This is a genomic window from Vibrio halioticoli NBRC 102217 (assembly GCF_000496695.1).
Taxonomy (GTDB): domain Bacteria; phylum Pseudomonadota; class Gammaproteobacteria; order Enterobacterales; family Vibrionaceae; genus Vibrio; species Vibrio halioticoli.
Map to the genome: position 1 here is coordinate 155,077 of NZ_BAUJ01000005.1, position 19,627 is coordinate 174,703.

At 43.4% G+C, this 19,627-nt stretch carries 16 protein-coding genes; 4 read left to right on the forward strand and 12 right to left on the reverse strand.

The genetic code is table 11. From position 1 onward, the window contains the following. Positions 1-19: 19 nt before the first annotated feature. The 3 genes from menH to VHA01S_RS03245 are packed head-to-tail and all read right to left on the reverse strand — an operon-like array spanning position 20 to position 3,924. On the reverse strand, positions 20-892 hold the full coding sequence (gene menH, locus VHA01S_RS03235; RefSeq protein WP_023402917.1) for a 2-succinyl-6-hydroxy-2,4-cyclohexadiene-1-carboxylate synthase: 873 nt from the start codon (positions 890-892) through the stop codon (positions 20-22). Further along, positions 893-2,623, reverse strand: a complete 1,731-nt coding sequence (gene menD / locus VHA01S_RS03240) for a 2-succinyl-5-enolpyruvyl-6-hydroxy-3-cyclohexene-1-carboxylic-acid synthase (protein WP_023402918.1) — start codon at positions 2,621-2,623, stop codon at positions 893-895. Further along, positions 2,620-3,924: an isochorismate synthase gene (locus VHA01S_RS03245; RefSeq protein ID WP_023402919.1), complete on the reverse strand. Its 1,305-nt coding sequence runs from the start codon at positions 3,922-3,924 to the stop codon at positions 2,620-2,622. The genes menD and VHA01S_RS03245 overlap by 4 nt, the downstream gene beginning before the upstream one ends. A 225-nt stretch (positions 3,925-4,149) precedes the next feature. Here VHA01S_RS03245 and VHA01S_RS03250 point away from each other — a divergent pair, with 225 nt between their 5' ends. From VHA01S_RS03250 to VHA01S_RS03260, 3 genes are read left to right on the forward strand one after another with little or no spacing between them, the layout of a single operon-like run. Then, the gene (locus VHA01S_RS03250; RefSeq protein WP_023402920.1) at positions 4,150-5,364 is read left to right on the forward strand and encodes a pyridoxal phosphate-dependent aminotransferase; all 1,215 of its coding nucleotides are present in this window, start codon (positions 4,150-4,152) and stop codon (positions 5,362-5,364) included. Between the two features lie 54 nt (positions 5,365-5,418). Then, positions 5,419-6,006, forward strand: a complete 588-nt coding sequence (yfbR, locus tag VHA01S_RS03255) for a 5'-deoxynucleotidase (RefSeq protein ID WP_023402921.1) — start codon at positions 5,419-5,421, stop codon at positions 6,004-6,006. A gap of 40 nt (positions 6,007-6,046) precedes the next feature. After that, positions 6,047-7,360 (forward strand): anti-phage deoxyguanosine triphosphatase, encoded by a 1,314-nt coding sequence (locus VHA01S_RS03260; RefSeq protein WP_023402922.1) that lies wholly within the window; start codon positions 6,047-6,049, stop codon positions 7,358-7,360. On the opposite strand, the gene VHA01S_RS03265 is transcribed toward VHA01S_RS03260, so the two are convergent. Next, complete coding sequence (locus VHA01S_RS03265; RefSeq protein ID WP_023402923.1) at positions 7,357-8,019, reverse strand: tRNA-uridine aminocarboxypropyltransferase; 663 nt, start codon at positions 8,017-8,019, stop codon at positions 7,357-7,359. The genes VHA01S_RS03260 and VHA01S_RS03265 overlap by 4 nt on opposite strands. A 5-nt stretch (positions 8,020-8,024) precedes the next feature. On the opposite strand from VHA01S_RS03265, the gene rrtA reads away from it, so the two are divergent. After that, the gene (rrtA, locus tag VHA01S_RS03270; RefSeq protein WP_023402924.1) at positions 8,025-8,570 is read left to right on the forward strand and encodes a rhombosortase; all 546 of its coding nucleotides are present in this window, start codon (positions 8,025-8,027) and stop codon (positions 8,568-8,570) included. Here the strand turns inward: rrtA and VHA01S_RS03275 are convergent. The 8 genes from VHA01S_RS03275 to gltX all read right to left on the reverse strand — a co-directional run bounded on the left by VHA01S_RS03275 (position 8,565) and on the right by gltX (position 19,378). Beyond that, entirely contained in the window at positions 8,565-8,873 is a 309-nt protein-coding gene (locus tag VHA01S_RS03275; protein ID WP_023402925.1) for a ComEA family DNA-binding protein, read from the reverse strand. The genes rrtA and VHA01S_RS03275 overlap by 6 nt on opposite strands. Positions 8,874-9,031: 158 nt before the next feature. Next, positions 9,032-10,888 carry a peptidylprolyl isomerase gene (gene ppiD / locus VHA01S_RS03280; protein WP_023402926.1) on the reverse strand — a complete coding sequence of 619 codons (1,857 nt, stop codon included), beginning with the start codon at positions 10,886-10,888 and terminating at the stop codon, positions 9,032-9,034. 156 nt (positions 10,889-11,044) lie between these two features. After that, positions 11,045-11,320 (reverse strand): non-specific DNA-binding protein Hbs, encoded by a 276-nt coding sequence (gene hbs, locus VHA01S_RS03285; protein ID WP_021714028.1) that lies wholly within the window; start codon positions 11,318-11,320, stop codon positions 11,045-11,047. A gap of 184 nt (positions 11,321-11,504) precedes the next feature. Further along, entirely contained in the window at positions 11,505-13,856 is a 2,352-nt protein-coding gene (lon, locus tag VHA01S_RS03290; protein ID WP_023402927.1) for an endopeptidase La, read from the reverse strand. A gap of 245 nt (positions 13,857-14,101) precedes the next feature. Beyond that, positions 14,102-15,379 carry an ATP-dependent protease ATP-binding subunit ClpX gene (gene clpX / locus VHA01S_RS03295; RefSeq protein WP_023402928.1) on the reverse strand — a complete coding sequence of 426 codons (1,278 nt, stop codon included), beginning with the start codon at positions 15,377-15,379 and terminating at the stop codon, positions 14,102-14,104. Between the two features lie 71 nt (positions 15,380-15,450). Then, positions 15,451-16,074, reverse strand: coding sequence for an ATP-dependent Clp endopeptidase proteolytic subunit ClpP (gene clpP / locus VHA01S_RS03300; protein ID WP_023402929.1), 624 nt, complete (start codon positions 16,072-16,074; stop codon positions 15,451-15,453). A gap of 111 nt (positions 16,075-16,185) precedes the next feature. After that, entirely contained in the window at positions 16,186-17,487 is a 1,302-nt protein-coding gene (tig, locus tag VHA01S_RS03305; RefSeq protein ID WP_023402930.1) for a trigger factor, read from the reverse strand. A 463-nt stretch (positions 17,488-17,950) separates the two neighbouring features. Further along, positions 17,951-19,378 carry a glutamate--tRNA ligase gene (gltX, locus tag VHA01S_RS03310; protein ID WP_023402931.1) on the reverse strand — a complete coding sequence of 476 codons (1,428 nt, stop codon included), beginning with the start codon at positions 19,376-19,378 and terminating at the stop codon, positions 17,951-17,953. Positions 19,379-19,627 lie beyond the last annotated feature (249 nt).

Here is a 19,627-nt window from a genome sequence, read left to right on the forward strand (position 1 = left end):
CATGCGAGGGGCATAATATCTAGTTTGTCTGTGCAATGGATAAGAGCTGTGTCAATTTTTGTGCATATATGTGAGGTTGTTCTTTATGTGTGTTATGTCCAGCCCCTGATATCACTTCATAAGGCACTTTGTTTTGTGCGTACAAGTGAGAAAACTTTGCATCATGCTCTCCCACAACATAGTAAATCTTGTATTGGGTGCTTTGCCCTGCAGAGTGTAGCTCGGGCAATAAATATTCCTGCTTAGCCAATGACGTCACAGCCATGACTTTCGCTAACGCTTTACCATCATTGCGTGAGCGCTCCTCGACCAACCGAGATTTTTGCTCACTGGTTAAAGAAGAAAACACCGGCTGTTGATACCAATCATGCAATACATCAGGAAGCGCTTGTTGTGCAAAACGATCAATCCAACGACAATCATTTTGCCAACGCTCCTGTTTCTCTGACCCTAGTTGTAGGCCAAAGTTTCCTCCTTCCAACACAAATCCTGCAATGGCAATATTACGTTGCTGAATTTGAAGTGCTAAGTGCATGAGTAAACGAGCGCCTAGCGAATAACCGACTAAAAACACCGGCACTTGCTCATCAGGCACTGGATTTTCTAATGCTTGGCTATCGGGCAGTCGCTGCAATTGTTGGCAGATATTTTCAACAAAACCATCAAAATCACTCGGGATAGGCATATCGCTAGCACGGCCATGTCCGGGAAGGTCTAGAGCATACAGATCCCACGTGGCAGGCAAATACTCCACCAGAGACAGCCAATCTTGACTGCTGCCTAAAAAGCCGTGCACAAATAACAGACGTAATGCAGGCTTATTTTGTACGGGACGAAGCGCATTCAGTTGCGAAGAGTTTAGTGACTTGCCTGAGTGGATATTTAGGGGCATTTATAGCCCCTGAATTGTTGAACAGAGCGATTTAATATGTGCTGAGGCTTGCCCTGCAGGAGTGACCACCTCAATCAATAATGAACGAGATGAATTTGCTTCAAAGTCAGTCATGGCTTGCTTTAATTGCTGCCATGTTGTTGGGCGCTGATAGTCCATATTAAATTGCTGAGCGGCATGGGCAAATTGATAAGCATGTGGCATTTGGTATAGGCGCTGCTTATGGTTTTCATCCACGGGTAACATATCAAAAATGGCTCCGCCATCATTGTTTAATAGCAGCACAATACCGCCACTATTTGCTAGTAGTGACAATGAATTTAAATCGTGTAGTAATGAGGTATCACCAATAAATGTCAACGTAGGTTTATTCAAACCGGCGCCAACACCGGCGCTAGTTGCCACGATGCCATCAATGCCTGATGCACCGCGGTTGGAAAACACCTCACAGTGTAAGTTGGCGCAGGCCATATCAACTAAACGCACTCCTAAGCTGTTACCTAAAAATAGCGGATAGCCTTGGGTGATCTCATGTAATTTAGTGGCAACTTCAAGCTCGGTAAGCGTTTCTAAAATTAAACTGTGAGTCTCTTCAACCACCATCACACGTGCCGCTTTAAGTCCGTCAGCCCATCCACCATTGTCTGATGATTCAACAAAACTTAAAGGCAGTGACCACTTTCCGGAAAAACGTTGCATTGGCAAATGATCGGGGTTTAATTCCCCTGGTTCATCACACACTAATGCGTATTGTTTAAAATCAACGTCAACTGCTTTTTGCTTTATAAAGCTGAGTAAGCGTTTTGACACCAGTCTAGCGCCAAACTGCAGCACGGCTTCGCACTGCGCAAGTTGTTGTAGGTTAGTTTGGTTTTGCAACCAAACATCATAACAGCTCCAATCTGAGCTTATGCCTGACTGAGGGTCACACAAAATCGGCCAGCCTAATTGCTCTGCAAGGGCTTTAACTTGCTGAGCTTTCTCAAATGCTAACCTGCCTACAATAATCAACCCTTTAACATGGCGATGTTTCTGCACAAAGTGAAGTAATGTGTCGCTATCATCGTTCGCATTTACGGTTTGTGTTAAGTATGTTTTTTTTGAATAAAGCCAATATTCAGCAAGCTCTTTCACTTCAGCTAATCGCGGGCTCTCGGCAACATACAAAGGCTCTGGAAAGGGGCAATTAATATGAATAGGCCCTTTTAATTGAGCTTGCATGGCTAATGCTTCATCAAACTTAGATAATAACCAACCAACATCAATCTCAGCACTAGGGCTTGGCAGCGCTAGGGCTTTACTGACATGAGTAGAAAATATCCCTTGTTGAACAATCGCTTGATTGGCACCCACACCGACTAACTCAACCGGTCTGTCGGCGGTGAGTAATATCAGTTTTTCGCCCGTGAGATTGGCTTCAACTACTGCAGGAAGTAAATTAGCGACCGCAGTGCCGGAGGTGACGATAACAATCACAGGTTGCTGCGTCGATTTCGCAATACCTAACGCAAAAAAACCAAGCCCGCGTTCATCAAAATGAGTGTGTAGCACAAGCTCATTATGCTCTATGGCTTCTAATGCCAATGGCGTAGAACGAGATCCCGGTGCAATACACACGTGTTTAGCACCAAATCGGCTCGCTTCTTCTAACAATACCGATGACCAAACTCGATTAATCTGTGCTTGAGAAAGTTGTTTTAAAGAGATTTGCTGTGATGGTCGCTTGCTCATGAAGCTTGTTCCAACACGCTTTGCTCGGTAATTAGGCTTAATAAAGTCGACATTTTTTTATCCAGCTCTTGCCACTCATGTTCAGCTTCAGAGCCTGGCACAATGCCTGCACCGGCAAATAGGTGTAGATCGTCGCCTTGCACCATGGCACTGCGAATTGCAACGCAAAACTCAGCACTTTGATCGCTAATGTAACCCACTGAACCGCTGTACCATGATCGAGAAAAAGGTTCGTTTTGTTCAATAAATTCAAGAGCTAGATGACGCGGTAACCCAGCGATAGCAGCGGTAGGTTGCAGCGCTTGTAACAGCTTGCTTTTATCCGCGTGTTTAGATAGCTCGGCTTGAATATGTCTTTTTAAATGCTGTACACGACGTAACTTAACTAAACGAGCTTCATCTTCAACTTCAACATTGGAGCAAAATGGGGCTAAGCTATCGACAATATCATCTACAACATATTGATTTTCTTGTAGATTCTTTTTGTCATGAATCAACCAGTTGGCTAACTCTAGATCCTGAGACGGTTTGCTGTGTCGGCCGATAGTACCTGCCAACGCTTCTGTTTCAATAAGTTGTCCGCGACGGCTGTACAATCTTTCTGGTGTAGAACCAATAAAAGAATGGCCTTCTTCTAGCTGCAATAAAAAGTGAAAACTGTGACGATTTTGCTCACGACTTAGGGCTAATAATTCAACCCCTTTTAAAGTCGAATCAAGTTTGACGGTAGTTTTGCGAGCCAATACCACTTTTTTCAATTCGCTGCTGCTTATCGATTCTAACGCTAAATCAACATTGCGTGTCCACAACGCTTGATCTGGGGTATGCGTCACTTTTGTAACGGCAGGCAGTGGGGTTGAAAAAGATAAGGTATCGTTATTAAGCAGATGTACCGCACGACGCACCGCGTCTCTATCTTGCATTAAATTAACCGCCAAGAACCAATCTTGATTACGGCGAACCAATTCTATATGCGGTAAAAAGAAGAACGATTTTAAGCAACGTCCTTTCTTATTCTTATAGGGGAAAGCATACCCACCCCAAATGCGTTGATTTTCGTTAAGCATTGAATAAGCAGGATTAATTTCATTAAACGTTCGGGCTTGACCTAAAGCGACCACCTCCTCTGTGGTATCTCTAGACTGCCAATAAAACTTTGGAAAAATAGGCTGATTTTCCATCCAAGGAAGAACGGAATCAACGCACACTTCCTCTACTGGCACCTCGATACGACAAGCGTCAATCGGCGCAGTTTCAACATGCTGGGCGAGCTGTTTTATAGCATTTGCAAAATAAGACAATGTGACCTCTAACCCTCTATTTCTCTTATGATTACCGAATAATTGGCTTACTCTAGAGCGAGTGATTAGCCAAATCAAGCGAGACAACTACAATTGTAGAGTAAACATAAATTTAAGCTCGTAATTCTTGATAACTCAATTGTTTAAGCATAGATTTTTCTACTCAAAAACATCAATTTAGTGTAATTTGATACTATTCTCACCGATTGAATCTAGGGGTTGACAATGAAAAATATCGAGATGTCTTCAAAACTCGATAATGTATGCTATGACATTCGTGGTCCGATACTGAAACATGCTAAGCGTATGGAAGAAGAAGGGCAGAAAATAATTAAGCTCAACATTGGTAACCCCGCCCCATTTGGCTTTGATACGCCAGAAGAAATCTTAGTTGATGTACTTAGACACCTACCCACCTCTCAAGGCTACTGCGATTCAAAAGGGATTTACTCTGCCCGTAAAGCCGTTGTTCAGCATTATCAAAAGAAAGGCTTACTGTCGTTAGATGTTGAAGATGTCTATATGGGTAACGGTGTGTCTGAGTTGATTGTTATGGCGATGCAAGCATTGCTCGACAACGGTGACCAAATGTTGGTTCCTGCTCCAGATTATCCTTTATGGAGTGCGGCGGTATCCCTATCCGGCGGAACCCCTGTTCACTATATTTGTGATGAAGAATCCGATTGGTTTCCAGACCTTGAAGATATTAAAGCTAAGATCACCCCTAAAACTCGCGGCATTGTACTGATCAACCCAAACAACCCTACTGGGGCGGTGTACAGCCGAGATTTTCTATTACAAATCGTTGAGATTGCGCGCCAACATAAGTTGATTATCTTTGCCGACGAAATCTACGACAAGATCCTTTACGATGGTGCAACGCACACCTCTATTGCGACATTAGCCGATGACGTAGTTATGGTGACATTTAACGGTCTATCTAAAGCGTATCGTATTTGTGGCTTCCGCAGCGGATGGATGTTTATTAGTGGACCAAAACATATCGCTAAAGGCTATGTGGATGGTTTAGATATGCTCGCCTCAATGCGTTTGTGCGCTAACGTGCCAATGCAACATGCGGTGCAAACCGCACTCGGTGGCTACCAAAGCATTAATGAACTGATATTACCGGGCGGACGCTTGCTTGAGCAGCGCGATAAAGCCTATGACATGATCACCTCAATACCAGGGGTTTCGTGTGTTAAACCTAAAGGTGCGTTATACCTTTTCCCTAAACTAGATCCTAAAATCTACAAGATCCATGACGACCAAAAAATGGTGCTAGACTTTTTACAACAAGAAAAAGTGTTGCTGGTGCAGGGTTCAGGGTTTAATTGGCCAAAACCGGATCACTTTAGAATAGTGACACTGCCTTATGCAGAGGACCTCGAAATTGCCATCAGTCGCTTTGAGCGTTTCATTACTCAATACACACAATAATTTATATTAAAGAGGCCTAGCGCCTCTTTTTTTACACCTTTAAGGATGATTAGCATGCACAAAGAAAGCCATTTTTTCGCACACTTAGCCCGAATGAAGCTTATCCAACGCTGGCCATTAATGCGTTCGGTTTCGAATGAGAATATTTCTGAACACAGCCTGCAAGTGGCGTTTGTGGCGCATGCTTTAGCCATCATTAAGAATAAAAAATTCAACGGTACATTAAACCCTGAGCGTATCGCTGTATTGGGGATGTATCACGATAGCAGCGAAGTGCTTACGGGCGATCTGCCAACCCCAGTCAAATATTACAATCCTTATATTGCGAAAGAATACAAAAAAATCGAAGCCGCCGCGGAAGAAAAACTACTGTCTATGGTGCCAGAAGAGCTAGTAGAAGATTTTAAACCTTTTCTGATTAGCGGTGAGGCTACAGAAGAAGAGCACTGCTTGGTCAAGCAAGCAGATTGCATCTGTGCCTACCTTAAATGTTTAGAAGAACTGTCAGCAGGCAACCACGAATTTGCCGCCGCTAAACGACGTTTAGAGCAGACACTACAAGACAGAGATTCCCCTGAAATGTGCTATTTCCTCAAAACTTTTTCTGCCAGTTTTGAGTTAACATTGGACGAGATCAGTTAATCGTTTTAATTAAAACAACGAGGACGAATAGTTAAATCACATGGAAGTCGATAATCTCTGGCAACAACGCATTAATAACGAACAAAAAGTACGTCTAAATGATCACCGTGACCCTTACCAAAGGGATCGGGCACGTGTTCTACACTCGGCGGCATTTCGGCGTTTGCAAGCTAAAACCCAAGTGCATGGCACCGGAGGTAACGACTTTCATCGAACTCGATTAACTCACTCCTTAGAAGCGGCGCAAATTGGCTCAGGAATACTGGCGCAGCTGCAATCAAAACACGCTGACCTGCATTCAATACTGCCCACCACCAGCTTAATAGAAACGCTCTGCCTTGCCCATGATATTGGACACCCTCCCTATGGGCATGGTGGCGAAGTTGCGCTTAATTATATGATGCGTGAACATGGCGGATTTGAAGGCAACGCACAAACCTTTCGCATCGTCAGCCAGTTAGAACCATACACACAACACCACGGTATGAATTTGTGCCGCCGCACCTTACTTGGGCTATTAAAATACCCCTCTTTACTCAGCCGAGTTGAGCGAGATTCGATTCCCGATGGCGTTGACAACCCTAGACAGCTTAAAGCCAGTCGCTGGATGCCAGCTAAAGGCGTATTTGATGTTGACCAAAGCTATTTTGATTGGGTGCTACAGCCACTATCAGAGCAAGATAAACAAGCATTTTGCCAATTACAGCCCCATTCAGGTCAGCGCTCTATGACTAAGAAAACACAGTTTAAATCCTTAGACTGCTCCATCATGGAACTGGCTGACGATATTGCCTATGGGGTGCACGATCTGGAAGATGCCATCGTACTCGGCTTGGTGTCAAAGCCGCAGTGGCTAGAGTCTGCAGCACATCAACTTGCCCATAGTGGACATGCATGGATGGAGAGCGAAATACAACAACTCACCGAAAAACTGTTCTCCGGTGAGCACTACCTACGTAAAGATGCCATTGGCAGCATAGTCAATGCATTGCTCACCAGCGCTGAGATCAAAGAAATCACCACGCCGAACTTTGCCCAGCCACTCCTTAGATATAACGCCACCTTACACGAGCCTATGTTAGAGATACTGAAAGTGTTTAAAGACTTTGTCAGTAACTATGTGATTCAAGCCACTGAGGTACAGTTAATCGAATATAAAGGCCAGCAAGTGATCATTGATTTGTTTGAAGCCTTTAGCGGCGACCCTGAGCGTCTGCTTCCTGATGCCACTAAGAAGAAATGGCAACTGGCTAGAGATCAACAAGATCAGGGCTTTAGAGTGCTGTGCGATTATATCTCTGCTATGACTGATGGCTATGCGCAAAAACTGCATTCCAAGATGTTTGCCAGTTAACGATTACGACCGCCGAGATACTTGTCATAACTACCACTGGGTAATTGCGCTATTTGGAATTCAATCATTTTATCAAAAGCGGTAATTAAAGGCGTTGCATCGCAGGCTTTTAATAACGTTAGCGCATGATAGGCCGCCTCTAAGGTCGATAAGGCGTTTTCTTTAGGCGCTTTGCGAATGGTGTATCGGCCTTGTAAGTGAGTGGGTAAATGTACCTGATTAAGCGCATGCAGATTTTGTGAAAGCTGAAAGATTTTAAACGCTTTTTTCCAAGTGCCATCAATAAGAAACAAGCGAGTTTTACACTGCGTCTTCACATCCAAACTTTGGCTACCTTGATTTGGCATATGCAAAGCGAGATTCGCAGATAAATAGTCAGCATTGATCTCTACAGAGTCGGGAGAAGGGTACATAAGGAGATTCAATGTGTTAGGCTCAGAAACCCATTGATTAACCTTGGGGTGATCCGAAAAATCTTCACCGACGAGTAACTGACTGGGTGAAACAGATAACTCAATAATTTTAGCGGTACCTTTCGCTTGATTCACCTCACTTGGGTGCTGCAAAATGACAACTTCAACAGAGCTTTCAACCGTTTCTATCCATTGGCATAGACAGGCTTTCTTAGCGCGACCACATCGCTCACAGTATCGGGACATAAAACGTGTATAAATTCCTCATTGCTTTTAGCTTAATCTTAGCTGTGTTTATGATTCCTTCGCTTGCCGAAGCATTGCGTTGGCAGCATGACTTAATGGCCTCTCATCAGTGGTGGCGTTTGCTTACTGGAAACTTCACCCACACTAATACTTATCATCTAGGAATGAATCTAGCTGGATTATGGGTTATTTGTCACCTGTTTCAAGCTAAAGTGAAACCACTGGCTAGCGCTATCGTAATTCTATCAATAGCCATTGGGGTTGGGCTACTCTTTACCGATACCAATATCTATTACGGACTTTCCGGCGTGCTACATGGACTGTTTGCTATGTATGCTTATCAAGAAATCGCCGCCGGTAAGCGTAGCAGCTGGTTTTTGTTGGCCGGTTTAGCCATAAAACTCACCGCGGAAAATAGCGGACTGGTATCGATTTCTACCGCGGAGTTGATAAATGCAAGGGTGTCTACCGAATCACACCTGATTGGTTCAATAACAGGGCTAGCCATCGCATTGCTAGCCCCTAAGATACTGAAACTCAGAAAACTATAATCTGATACGCGAACGATTTTTATCAACGGTCGCCTGCCCTATCCCTTTTACTTGCTGTAAATCATCAGCATGTTTAAACTCACCGTGCACTTCTCGGTACGCTACTATCTGTTGTGCTTTCTTTTCTCCCACGCCCAGTAACAAAGTCGCAAGCTCATGGCTAGAAGCGGTATTGATGTTTACCTCTATCTCAATCCCTTCATAGTGGTCAGCTTTTTTTGTTTCTTCCGCAGAATACACAGCAAAAGGCAGTAACGCTAAAAGTACGATGCTGACATATCGTTTTAAGTTTGCAAAAGTCATCCCTATCTCCTTTGTTTCAATCAAATTTGCTACGAGCCAAACTCATAGCCTCATCGACTAACCTAGAAGAAAACGGTTTTAATGAAAATGTGACAGGACTAAAACTAGAACGGGCCGCTAAATGCGGCCCGTGAAACTATGTATCAACGAATGATCAACTACTGTGCACCTTCAGAGATGTAGTACTCGATATCAGTCTTGTTACGCAGTGTTTGCAATACGCCCATCAGATCTTGTTGAACGTTAGCGCTCTTCAGTTGCTGACCAATTTGGTTATTGTACTGAGGATCAATAGCAGTGTTCACTTTCGCTAATTCGATAACCACAATGTTACCTGAGGCATCAACAGATTTAGCGTAGTGCAGCGCTTCTTTGCTAGGATGAGGGATAGCATACACAGTGTGTGATAGTTCAGAACTACGGTTCACTGTTTCAATATCGCTAAAGCTCAACTTGTTAGCCGCAAGGATTGAATCATCACCAGCTTCAAGAGTAGTGACTACTTTATCCGCTAATTCAGTCGCCAGTTTACGACCTTCAACTTGTTGGTATTGGTCTTTAACTTGCGCTGCAACTTCTTCGTAAGGAAGTACAGTTTGTGGGCGAGAATCATCGATACGAACAACAACAATATGTTCAGGATCAACTTCAACTACTGCAGAGTTCAAACCATCTTCGCTTACTTCTGGGGTTTGTAGCTCTTGCATTACCGCTGGCGACTTAAGAATCGCTGGAGCATCTGCATTTGAGATGAAATCAGTTGTCACCACTTTTTGGCCTACGGCTTCTGCAGCATCATCTAGAGAATCAGGATATTCGAATGCCACTGTTTCAAGTTTGTTTTGCAGTTCGTAGAAACGGTTAACCGCATCTTGCTCAGCCACTTCTGTTTTAATTTCAGCCGCAACTTCAGCAAATGGTTTAGCTTGCGCACTCTTCAGTCCGTCTAGCTTGATGATGTGGTAACCAAAATCTGATTTAACAACATCACTGTAATCGCCTACGTTTTGTAGAGCAAATGCTGCTGCTTCAAATTTAGGGTCCATAACACCCTTCTCAACCAGACCTAAAGAACCACCGTTTTCTGCAGAACCAATATCTTCAGAGTTTTCTTTAGCTAGCGTTGCAAAGTCTGCACCCGCTTTTAGTTGGCTAAGAATATCTTTTGCTTTCGCTTCATCTTGAATCAGGATGTGGCTAAGGCTACGTTGCTCATGAGTAGAATAACGATCGATGTTCTTCTCATAGAAGTCTTGCGCGTCTTTATCCGATACAGAATCGCTTTTCTTCATCTGTTCTGCAGAAAGTTCAATATAAGAAATCTTGAACTGTTCAGGACGAGTAAAGTTAGCTGGGTTGTTCTTATAGAATTCTTGTAGCTGTTCAGTGGTTGGAGCCACTGTTTTCGCCATTTCACTCGGTTGAATAGTGATAGTGCGAATGTCACGAGTCTGAGTTAAAAGACCAGAAGCGTGAGCCACTTCTTGTGGAAGTACAAATTCACTTTGTTCAACAGCGCCCAAAATCTTTTGGCGAACAAGGTCACTACGTAGGTATTCCGCAAAGCTATCTGCGTCATAACCACCACGACGAAGTGCCGCTTGGTAAACTTGTTGGTCAAACTTACCGTCAGTTTGGAACTGAGGCATGCTCAATAGCACTTCACGTACCTTTTGGTCACTAACACGTAGGCCCAAAGATTCAGCGTATTGCTCTAGCAAAATTTGGTTGACCATTTGATCCAATACGCGCTGACGGAACGATTGCACGAATGCAGGGTCGCCCAGTTGGCTTGTAAAGTAATCACCCATTTGTTGTTGAGCTCGGTTGCGTTCATTTTGATACGCTTGTTCAAACTCAGGACGAGAAATCTCAGTATTTCCCACTTTTGCAGCAGAACTGTGTCCGCCACCTAAATAGCCACTTACGCCAGTGAAAACGAAAGAGAGAATGATCAGACCTAGAATGATCTTAACGGCTATGCTATTTACGCCTTCGCGTAATCTTTCCATCATAATAGTGCGAAACTCCGAAATGTGGCCTGTATACTATTCAGGCTCTAAAAATCTTTGCCTCGATAATATCAGAAAAAGAAATGCGCACCAGTAGGATGCGCATAAATACAGGGTTTGATAGCGATAATTTGCTATCTGATACGATTTGAAGACAGATTATTCGTTAACTGCGTCTTTCAAAGCTTTACCTGGTTTAAATGCAGGTACTTTTGCCTCTGCAATTTGAATCTCATCACCAGTCTTTGGATTACGACCAGTACGAGCTGCACGAGTACGGACACTAAAGGTACCAAAGCCCACTAGAGCAACTTGGTCGCCACTTTGCAAAGTTTCACTAATTGTTTCAACCACTGCATCTAACGCACGGCCAGCAGAAGCTTTAGATAGGTCTGCGTTGTCTGCGATTTTTTCGATAAGCTGAGTTTTGTTCACTATGTATTCCCCTATTACTACTCATGTGAAGTTTAGAGTAAGTCAATTCCATTATTGTATGAATCTAGCCATGCCCTTGGTATGAAAGGGATATAGCCTCAACTGTTAAAGTAGCGTCCAATAAAAAAGCTGACAAGTAATTTATACCTATCAGCTTAATTTACATGCTATTTTTTGCTATTTATCACTGTTCCGCTTGGAAAGTGACCCCACTTGGGTCATTTTGCAATGCAATTGCTAGCACTTCATCGATCCATTGTACCGGTTTCACCGTGATATCTTTCTTCACGTTTTCAGGAATTTCTTCCAAATCACGTTCGTTATCTTTAGGGATAAGAACCGTTTTGATACCGCCACGGTGCGCCGCTAGTAGCTTCTCTTTAAGACCGCCAATTGGCAGTACTTCACCACGCAGGGTTATTTCACCTGTCATAGCAACTTCTGCTTTAACTGGGTTACCCGTCAAGCTAGAGACAAGCGCAGTACACATTGCGATACCCGCACTTGGGCCATCTTTAGGTGTGGCACCTTCTGGTACGTGAACGTGAATATCACGTTTCTCGTAGAAGTTTGGTGCAATGCCTAGCTTGTCAGCACGGCTTCTTACTACCGTCATTGCTGCTTGGATAGACTCTTGCATAACATCGCCTAGCGAACCGGTTTGAGTCAACTTACCTTTACCTAGCATAGACTCAGTTTCGATGGTTAATAGATCGCCACCCACTTCAGTCCACGCCAGACCTGTCACTTGACCAACGCGATTATGATCGTCAGCTTTGCCGTAATCACAACGTTGCACGCCCAAGTACTCTTTAAGGTTATCTTGGTTAACCACCACTTGTTTCAGTGAACTATCCAGTAAGATATTTTTCACCGCTTTACGACAAATCTTCGAAATTTCACGCTCTAAGCTACGCACGCCCGCTTCACGAGTGTAGTAACGGATAATACCGATAATCGCGGAGTCGTCGATTTCAATCTCATGCGCTTTTAGACCGTTGCGCTTGATTTGTTTTTCAAGCAAGTGATTCTTGGCGATGTTCAGTTTTTCATCTTCGGTATAACCCGATAGGCGAATCACTTCCATACGATCCAGTAATGGACCCGGAATATTCATTGAGTTCGATGTTGCCACGAACATAACATCAGACAGATCGTAATCGACTTCCAGATAATGATCGTTAAAGGCATTATTTTGCTCAGGATCGAGCACTTCTAGCAGTGCTGATGACGGATCGCCACGCATGTCTGAAGACATTTTGTCGATTTCATCGAGCAAGAACAGTGGGTTTTTAACCCCAACTTTAGACATCTTCTGAATAAGTTTACCCGGCATAGAACCAATGTAGGTACGACGGTGACCACGAATCTCAGCCTCATCACGTACACCACCTAGCGCCATACGAGTGTACTGACGACCTGTTGCCGCAGCAATAGACTGACCCAGCGAGGTTTTACCTACACCAGGAGGACCGACCAAACATAAGATAGGGCCTTTCAGTTTATTAATGCGAGTTTGCACCGCCAAATACTCTAAAATACGTTCTTTAACGCGCTCAAGACCGTAGTGATCGGCATTTAGAACTTCTTCGGCTTTAGCTAAGTTCTTTTTCACTTTTGAACGCTTAGTCCAAGGCACGCCTACCATCCAATCGATGTAGCTACGAACCACGGTCGCTTCTGCTGACATCGGAGACATCATTTTTAGCTTTTGCAGTTCTTGCTCGGTTTTTTCACGAGCATCTTTTGGCATTTTAGATTCTTCAATCTTGATCTTCAGTGCTTCAAACTCATCCGGAGCATCGTCCATATCACCCAGTTCTTTCTGAATCGCTTTCATTTGCTCATTCAGATAGTACTCGCGCTGGGATTTCTCCATCTGTTTTTTAACACGGCCACGAATGCGCTTTTCAACCTGCAGGATATCAATCTCTGACTCCATGCTGCCCATCAAGAACTCAAGACGCTCGTTGACGTCAATGATTTCAAGTACTCGCTGCTTCTCAGCAAGTTTAAGAGGCATATGAGCTGCGATTGAATCCGCTAGGCGCGGTGCATCATCTATACCGTTTAATGAGGTTAATACCTCTGGTGGGATCTTTTTGTTGAGCTTAATAAAGCCTTCAAATTGGTTAATAGCACTGCGTACTACCACCTCTTCTTCTTTATCATCAATTTGTGGGGTAGTCAGAAATTCAGCATCTGCCACAAAGAAGTCATCTTCGCGAATCGAGTGAACTTTTGCGCGCTGTTGACCTTCAACCAGCACTTTTACAGTGCCGTCGGGTAGCTTCAACAATTGAAGAATGGTCGCAACAGTACCTACTTGGAATAAATCTTCTTTGGTCGGCTCTTCTGTATCCGCTTCTTTTTGGGCAATCAAGAGAACTTGCTTATCATTGTCCATTGCAGATTGAAGGCAGTTGATCGACTTCTCACGACCAACGAACAGAGGAATGACCATATGTGGGTAAACGACCACATCTCGTAATGGCAGCACGGGTATTTCAATACGCTCGGAACGCTCCAAGTTCATAATTATCTCTCTTCCGTTTTCGGCTTATGGTCTTTATATAAGGTCACTTTAAATAGAATCAATACCTGTAACAATAAGAATCACTTAACTTAGTCAAATAGTGTTCGTTTTACTGTATTTAATTAAAATTAAACACAAAAAACCATTAAGTGATGGCTATCGTTACTACGCTTGATTAGTTAGCTTAGATCATCAGAAACAAAAAAAGCGAGCAAAGCTCGCTTTTTGTTATATCGAGTTAACGATTATGATTCAGCAATCGCAGCCTGATTGTCACCACCATCATAAATCATCAGTGGTTCAGACTCGCCATTGATAACAGACTCATCAATAACCACTTTGCTGACGTCTGTCTTTGAAGGCAGTTCATACATAGTTTCAAGGAGCACGTTCTCAAGAATAGAACGTAAACCACGAGCACCTGTTTTACGCTCCATGGCACGTTTAGCGATTGCTTTAAGTGCATCTTCGCGGAACTCTAGCTCTACATCTTCCAGGTCAAACAAAGCAGCGTACTGCTTAGTCAGCGCATTCTTAGGCTGGCTAAGAATCTGAATTAATGCCGCTTCATCAAGCTCTGTCAGTGTTGTAGTTACAGGAAGACGACCGATAAACTCAGGAATTAAGCCATATTTGACTAGATCCTCAGGCTCAACCTGTTTGAACATTTCACTGACGCTCTTCTGTTCGTGTTTAGCGTGAATTTCAGCGCCAAAACCAATACCAGAGCCAGTTTCTACTCGTTGTTCGATCACTTTATCTAGGCCGGCAAATGCACCGCCACAGATAAATAGGATCTTCGAAGTATCAACCTGCAAGAACTCTTGTTGAGGGTGCTTACGACCACCTTGAGGTGGTACAGAAGCAATGGTACCTTCAACCAGTTTAAGTAGTGCTTGCTGCACACCTTCACCAGAAACATCACGAGTAATTGATGGGTTTTCTGCTTTACGAGAGATCTTGTCAATCTCATCGATGTAAACAATACCGCGCTCAGCTTTCGCTACGTCGTAATCACATTTTTGCAGAAGTTTTTGAATGATGTTTTCAACATCTTCACCCACATAACCGGCTTCAGTTAATGTGGTAGCATCTGCCATGGTAAACGGTACGTCTAGAAGACGAGCCAGCGTTTCAGCTAATAATGTTTTACCACTGCCCGTAGGGCCAATAAGTAAAATATTACTCTTACCAAGTTCAACGCCATCAGCGGTTTTATCGCCGTTACGCAGACGTTTGTAGTGGTTATATACTGCTACGGAAAGCACTTTTTTCGCAAATTCTTGACCAATTACATATTCGTCAAGGTGTTCACGAATATCTCGCGGAGTCGGCAAATCCTCAGACTCTTTCTTCGGAAGCGCCTCTTTGATCTCTTCACGAATAATATCGTTACAAAGATCAACACACTCGTCACAGATGTATACGGACGGGCCCGCGATCAATTTGCGAACTTCATGCTGACTTTTACCGCAGAAAGAGCAGTACAAAAGCTTGCCACTCTCTTTGCTTTTATCTGTCATTCGCTAACCTCTTAGCTTTAAACTTTAATTTATCTATTAAAGTTTACATCAAAAAAACTTGAACCGACGACTTAATTGTCGCGAGACAATACTGAATCTACCAAGCCATATGCAACAGACTGTTCAGCAGACATAAAGTTGTCACGATCGGTATCGCGCTCAATCACTTCCATTGGCTGACCAGTATGTTCAGCAAGAAGCGTGTTGAGTTTTTTCTTAATAGTCAAAATCTCTTGAGCATGAATTTGAATATCAGACGCTTGTCCTTGGAATCCACCTAATGGTTGGTGAATCATTACGCGAGAGCTTGGTAGCGCAAAACGCTTACCTTTAGCGCCGCCCGCTAGTAAAAACGCGCCCATAGAACATGCTTGTCCCATACATACTGTACTTACGTTTGGCTTTATGTACTGCATAGTGTCATAAATTGACATGCCCGCAGTAACACTACCGCCCGGTGAGTTGATGTATAGGAAAATATCTTTTTCTGGATTCTCTGATTCTAGGAACAACAATTGGGCCACTACAAGGTTGGCCATGTGATCTTCAACTTGTCCAGTCAAGAAGATGATTCGCTCCTTCAGCAAGCGAGAATAGATATCGTAAGAACGCTCACCTCGTGATGATTGCTCTACCACCATAGGTACTAGTGCATCCATAATTGGCGACATTACATTTTTTTCTTGGTAGCTCATAGTGTTATATCCCTATCCCTAAAAACAAATGGCCCGAATGATTATCTCATACGGACCATTATTAGTAGAAGAGTGACTAAAAAGTCAACCCTCTACGCAGACCAAACGCCATTAAGCTGGTTGTTGGTTCATAATTGCATCAAATGACTCTTCTTTCTCAGTCACTTGAGCTTTAGCGATGATAGCGTCGATAGCTTGCTCTTCTAGAGCAACGTTGCGCATGTTGTTCATCATTTCTTCATTGCTTTCGTAGTAAGCGATAACTTCTGAAGGATCTTCGTATGCTGTAGCCATTTCAGTGATAAGTGCTTTCACTTTCTCATCGTCTGCTTTTAGCTCTTCTGCTTTGATAACTTCACCAAGTAGAAGACCAACAACTACGCGTTTGCGAGCTTGCTCTTCGAACAACTCACGAGGTAGTTGGTCAGCAGCGTCAGTGTTGCCACCGAAACGTTGAGCAGCTTGTTGACGAAGAACGCCAATTTCTTGCTCGATAAGTGCTGCAGGAACAGTGATGTCGTTCTCTTTAGCTAGACCGTCAATCGCTTGCTCTTTGATACGGCTCTTAAGCGCTTGCTTAAGTTCACGTTCCATGTTCTTACGAACTTCAGCTTTAAGTGCGTCGATGCCGCCCTCAACTACGCCGAATTTAGCAACGAACTCGTCAGTTAGCTCAGGAAGTTCACGCGCTTCAACTTTGTTCACTTTGATTGCGAACTTAGCTTCTTTACCTTTTAGGTTTTCAGCGTGGTAGTCTTCTGGGAAAGCTACGTCGATTTCAAATTCCATACCAGCTGTTTTACCAGCGATACCGTCTTCGAAACCAGGGATCATGCGACCTTGGCCCATTTCTAGAGGGAAGTTTTCAGCTTTACCGCCTTCAAATTCTTCACCGTCGATAGAACCAACGAAGTCGATAGTTGCGCGAGAACCTTCTTCAACTGCTGAATCAACTTCAGTCCAAGTCGCTTGTTGCTTACGTAGAGTTTCAATCATGTTGTCTACGTCTGCATCTTTAACTTCAACTACTGCTTTCTCAACAGCGATGTTTTCTAGACCTTTAAGTTCGATCTCAGGGAAAACTTCTAGAGTTGCAGTAAATACAAGATCTTGACCCGCAGTAGTGTCTACTGGTGCGAAAGTTGGTGCACCTGCTGGGTTGATCTTTTCTTTAACGATAGTTTCGATGTAGTGACGCTGCATCACTTCACCCATAACGTCGTTACGTACCGCGTTACCGTACATTTTCGCTACCATTTTCAAAGGCACTTTGCCTTTACGGAAACCGTCGAAACGACGATTTTTAGCGATGTTACGTAGTTCAGCTGTCACTGCATCTTCAATGTTAGCAGCAGGAACAGTGATAGTTAGACGGCGCTCAAGACCTTCTAGAGTTTCAACAGTAGCTTGCATTATTTTATAAACCTCAACAAAAGCTCAGTTTCCTGAGCATAGCGTCACCGTTTTAATACAGGTGACAACATCCTAGTGTGTGCCCCAAAGAGGCACCTAAATACAAAAAGAGTGCCGCTGTTACATAATACGTAAGGTAATCAGGTAACAACGAATCAATTAGCGATACCTTATTTAAGACATCTCCAATTGACCTCAGAGTAATAAATTGACGCGACATTCTACCGACATAGGCTTGCCCTGTCGAGAGATGAGCCTAAACCCTCTTCAATTATTGTAGATAGAGTCCTGTAATAGGAATATCTCGTAGCAATACAATGGGGGCATGTTCGGCAAAATCAACGGTAATAATCAAAATTGATTTTCAAGTTTGAAAAACGAGATCTTGTTCAAATAAAAAAACCGCTAACGGCAAGGTTAACGGTTTATAAATCATTTAAATTGCAAAGTGATGAACTGAGCGTTAAGCGTTTGCTTCACGAGCTGTAATAAACTCTAGAGCCAGCTTAATGCGAGCGATAACGCGCTCTTTGCCAATCAATGCCATTACTGCATCAACAGATGGAGATTGACCGCCACCAGTTACCGCAACGCGAAGTGGCATACCGATTTTACCCATGCCAATTTCAAGCTCTTCACAAACAGCTGCAATAACGCCCTCTTTAATTGACTCAGTAGACCAATCAGACAGTGCTTCTACTTTTGCTAATGCTAGCTCAAGTGGACCTCTTGCTACGCCGCGAAGGTGTTTCTTAGCTGCGCCTGCTTCAAACTCACTAAAGTCTTCGTAGAAGTAGCGGATTTGCTGAGCCAGTTCAACCAATGTATGACAACGCTCACCCACCAGCTGAATAACATCAGTGATTGCAGGACCATTGTCAGTGTTTAGGTTTTGTTGGTCTAAGTGCCATTGTAGGTATTTCGCTACATATTCAGGCTCAGAAGTCTTGATGTAGTGGTTGTTTAGCCACAACAATTTGTCTGTGTTAAAAGCTGATGCAGACTTAGAAACGGCGTCTAGGCTAAATAGTTTAATCATTTCTTCTTCAGAGAAGATTTCTTGGTCGCCATGAGACCAACCTAGACGTACTAGGTAGTTATTTAGAGCATTTGGCAAGTAACCTTCATCGCGATATTGCATCACGGATACAGCACCATGACGCTTAGACAGTTTTGCGCCATCATCACCCAAAATCATCGCACAGTGAGCAAAAGTAGGTACTGGTGCGCCTAGTGCTTTGTAAATGTTGATTTGACGAGGGGTGTTATTGATATGGTCTTCACCACGAACCACTTGAGTAATGCCCATATCCCAATCATCAACCACAACCACAAAGTTGTAAGTTGGTGCACCGTCAGTACGACAAATGATAAGGTCATCAAGTTGGCTGTTGCTAATTTCAATATGACCGCGGATTTGGTCATCAAAAATTACGCTACCCTCTTTAGGGTTGCGGAAACGTACCACGTAATCATCGCCTTCTTTTGCAGCCGCGTTTGCAGCAACAATTTTCGGGTGATTAGCATCGTAACGAGGCATTTCTTTGTTAGCTTCTTGCTCTTCACGAATTTCTTCAAGCAATTCTTTAGAAGCGTAACATTTGTATGCTTTGTCTTCTGCGAGCAGTACATCAATACATTCGTTATAACGGTCAAAACGTTTAGATTGGTAATATGGACCTTCATCCCAATCCAACCCCATCCACTTCATCCCTTCAAGAATTGCGTCTACCGCTTCTTGTGAGTTGCGCTCTAGGTCAGTATCTTCGATACGCAGTACAAATTGACCACCTTGGTTTTTAGCAAAAAGCCAAGAATACAGTGCTGTACGCGCACCACCTACGTGTAGATAGCCAGTCGGGCTTGGGGCAAAACGAGTTTTTACCGTCATTGAATTTACCTTTAACAGTCCAGTCGCTTGAATAAGCGTGTAATTTGCCGCTATTTTAGCACCGCAGTGCAAATGTACAACGGAAAGGGACTGGATCTAGGTAAAGAGCTTTAGATTAATGACATTTTCGCAGAAGCAAACAACATTAAATGCATTCAATAGTAATGAAGTGAGCATTTAAAGTGAGTTGAGCCATGAGAATCTGGTTCTCATTAAATCGTCATTACATAACGAAGCCAACAATACCCA

What these genes read in the sequence shown, in the direction of transcription:
- menH (WP_023402917.1), bottom strand. Translation starts at nt 892, where the DNA reads ATGCCCCTAAATATCCACTCAGGCAAGTCACTAAACTCTTCGCAACTG.
- menD (WP_023402918.1), bottom strand. Translation starts at nt 2,623, where the DNA reads ATGAGCAAGCGACCATCACAGCAAATCTCTTTAAAACAACTTTCTCAA.
- VHA01S_RS03250 (WP_023402920.1), top strand. Translation starts at nt 4,150, where the DNA reads ATGAAAAATATCGAGATGTCTTCAAAACTCGATAATGTATGCTATGAC.
- yfbR (WP_023402921.1), top strand. Translation starts at nt 5,419, where the DNA reads ATGCACAAAGAAAGCCATTTTTTCGCACACTTAGCCCGAATGAAGCTT.
- VHA01S_RS03260 (WP_023402922.1), top strand. Translation starts at nt 6,047, where the DNA reads ATGGAAGTCGATAATCTCTGGCAACAACGCATTAATAACGAACAAAAA.
- VHA01S_RS03265 (WP_023402923.1), bottom strand. Translation starts at nt 8,019, where the DNA reads ATGTCCCGATACTGTGAGCGATGTGGTCGCGCTAAGAAAGCCTGTCTA.
- VHA01S_RS03275 (WP_023402925.1), bottom strand. Translation starts at nt 8,873, where the DNA reads ATGACTTTTGCAAACTTAAAACGATATGTCAGCATCGTACTTTTAGCG.
- ppiD (WP_023402926.1), bottom strand. Translation starts at nt 10,888, where the DNA reads ATGATGGAAAGATTACGCGAAGGCGTAAATAGCATAGCCGTTAAGATC.
- lon (WP_023402927.1), bottom strand. Translation starts at nt 13,856, where the DNA reads ATGAACTTGGAGCGTTCCGAGCGTATTGAAATACCCGTGCTGCCATTA.
- clpX (WP_023402928.1), bottom strand. Translation starts at nt 15,379, where the DNA reads ATGACAGATAAAAGCAAAGAGAGTGGCAAGCTTTTGTACTGCTCTTTC.
- clpP (WP_023402929.1), bottom strand. Translation starts at nt 16,074, where the DNA reads ATGAGCTACCAAGAAAAAAATGTAATGTCGCCAATTATGGATGCACTA.
- tig (WP_023402930.1), bottom strand. Translation starts at nt 17,487, where the DNA reads ATGCAAGCTACTGTTGAAACTCTAGAAGGTCTTGAGCGCCGTCTAACT.
- gltX (WP_023402931.1), bottom strand. Translation starts at nt 19,378, where the DNA reads ATGACGGTAAAAACTCGTTTTGCCCCAAGCCCGACTGGCTATCTACAC.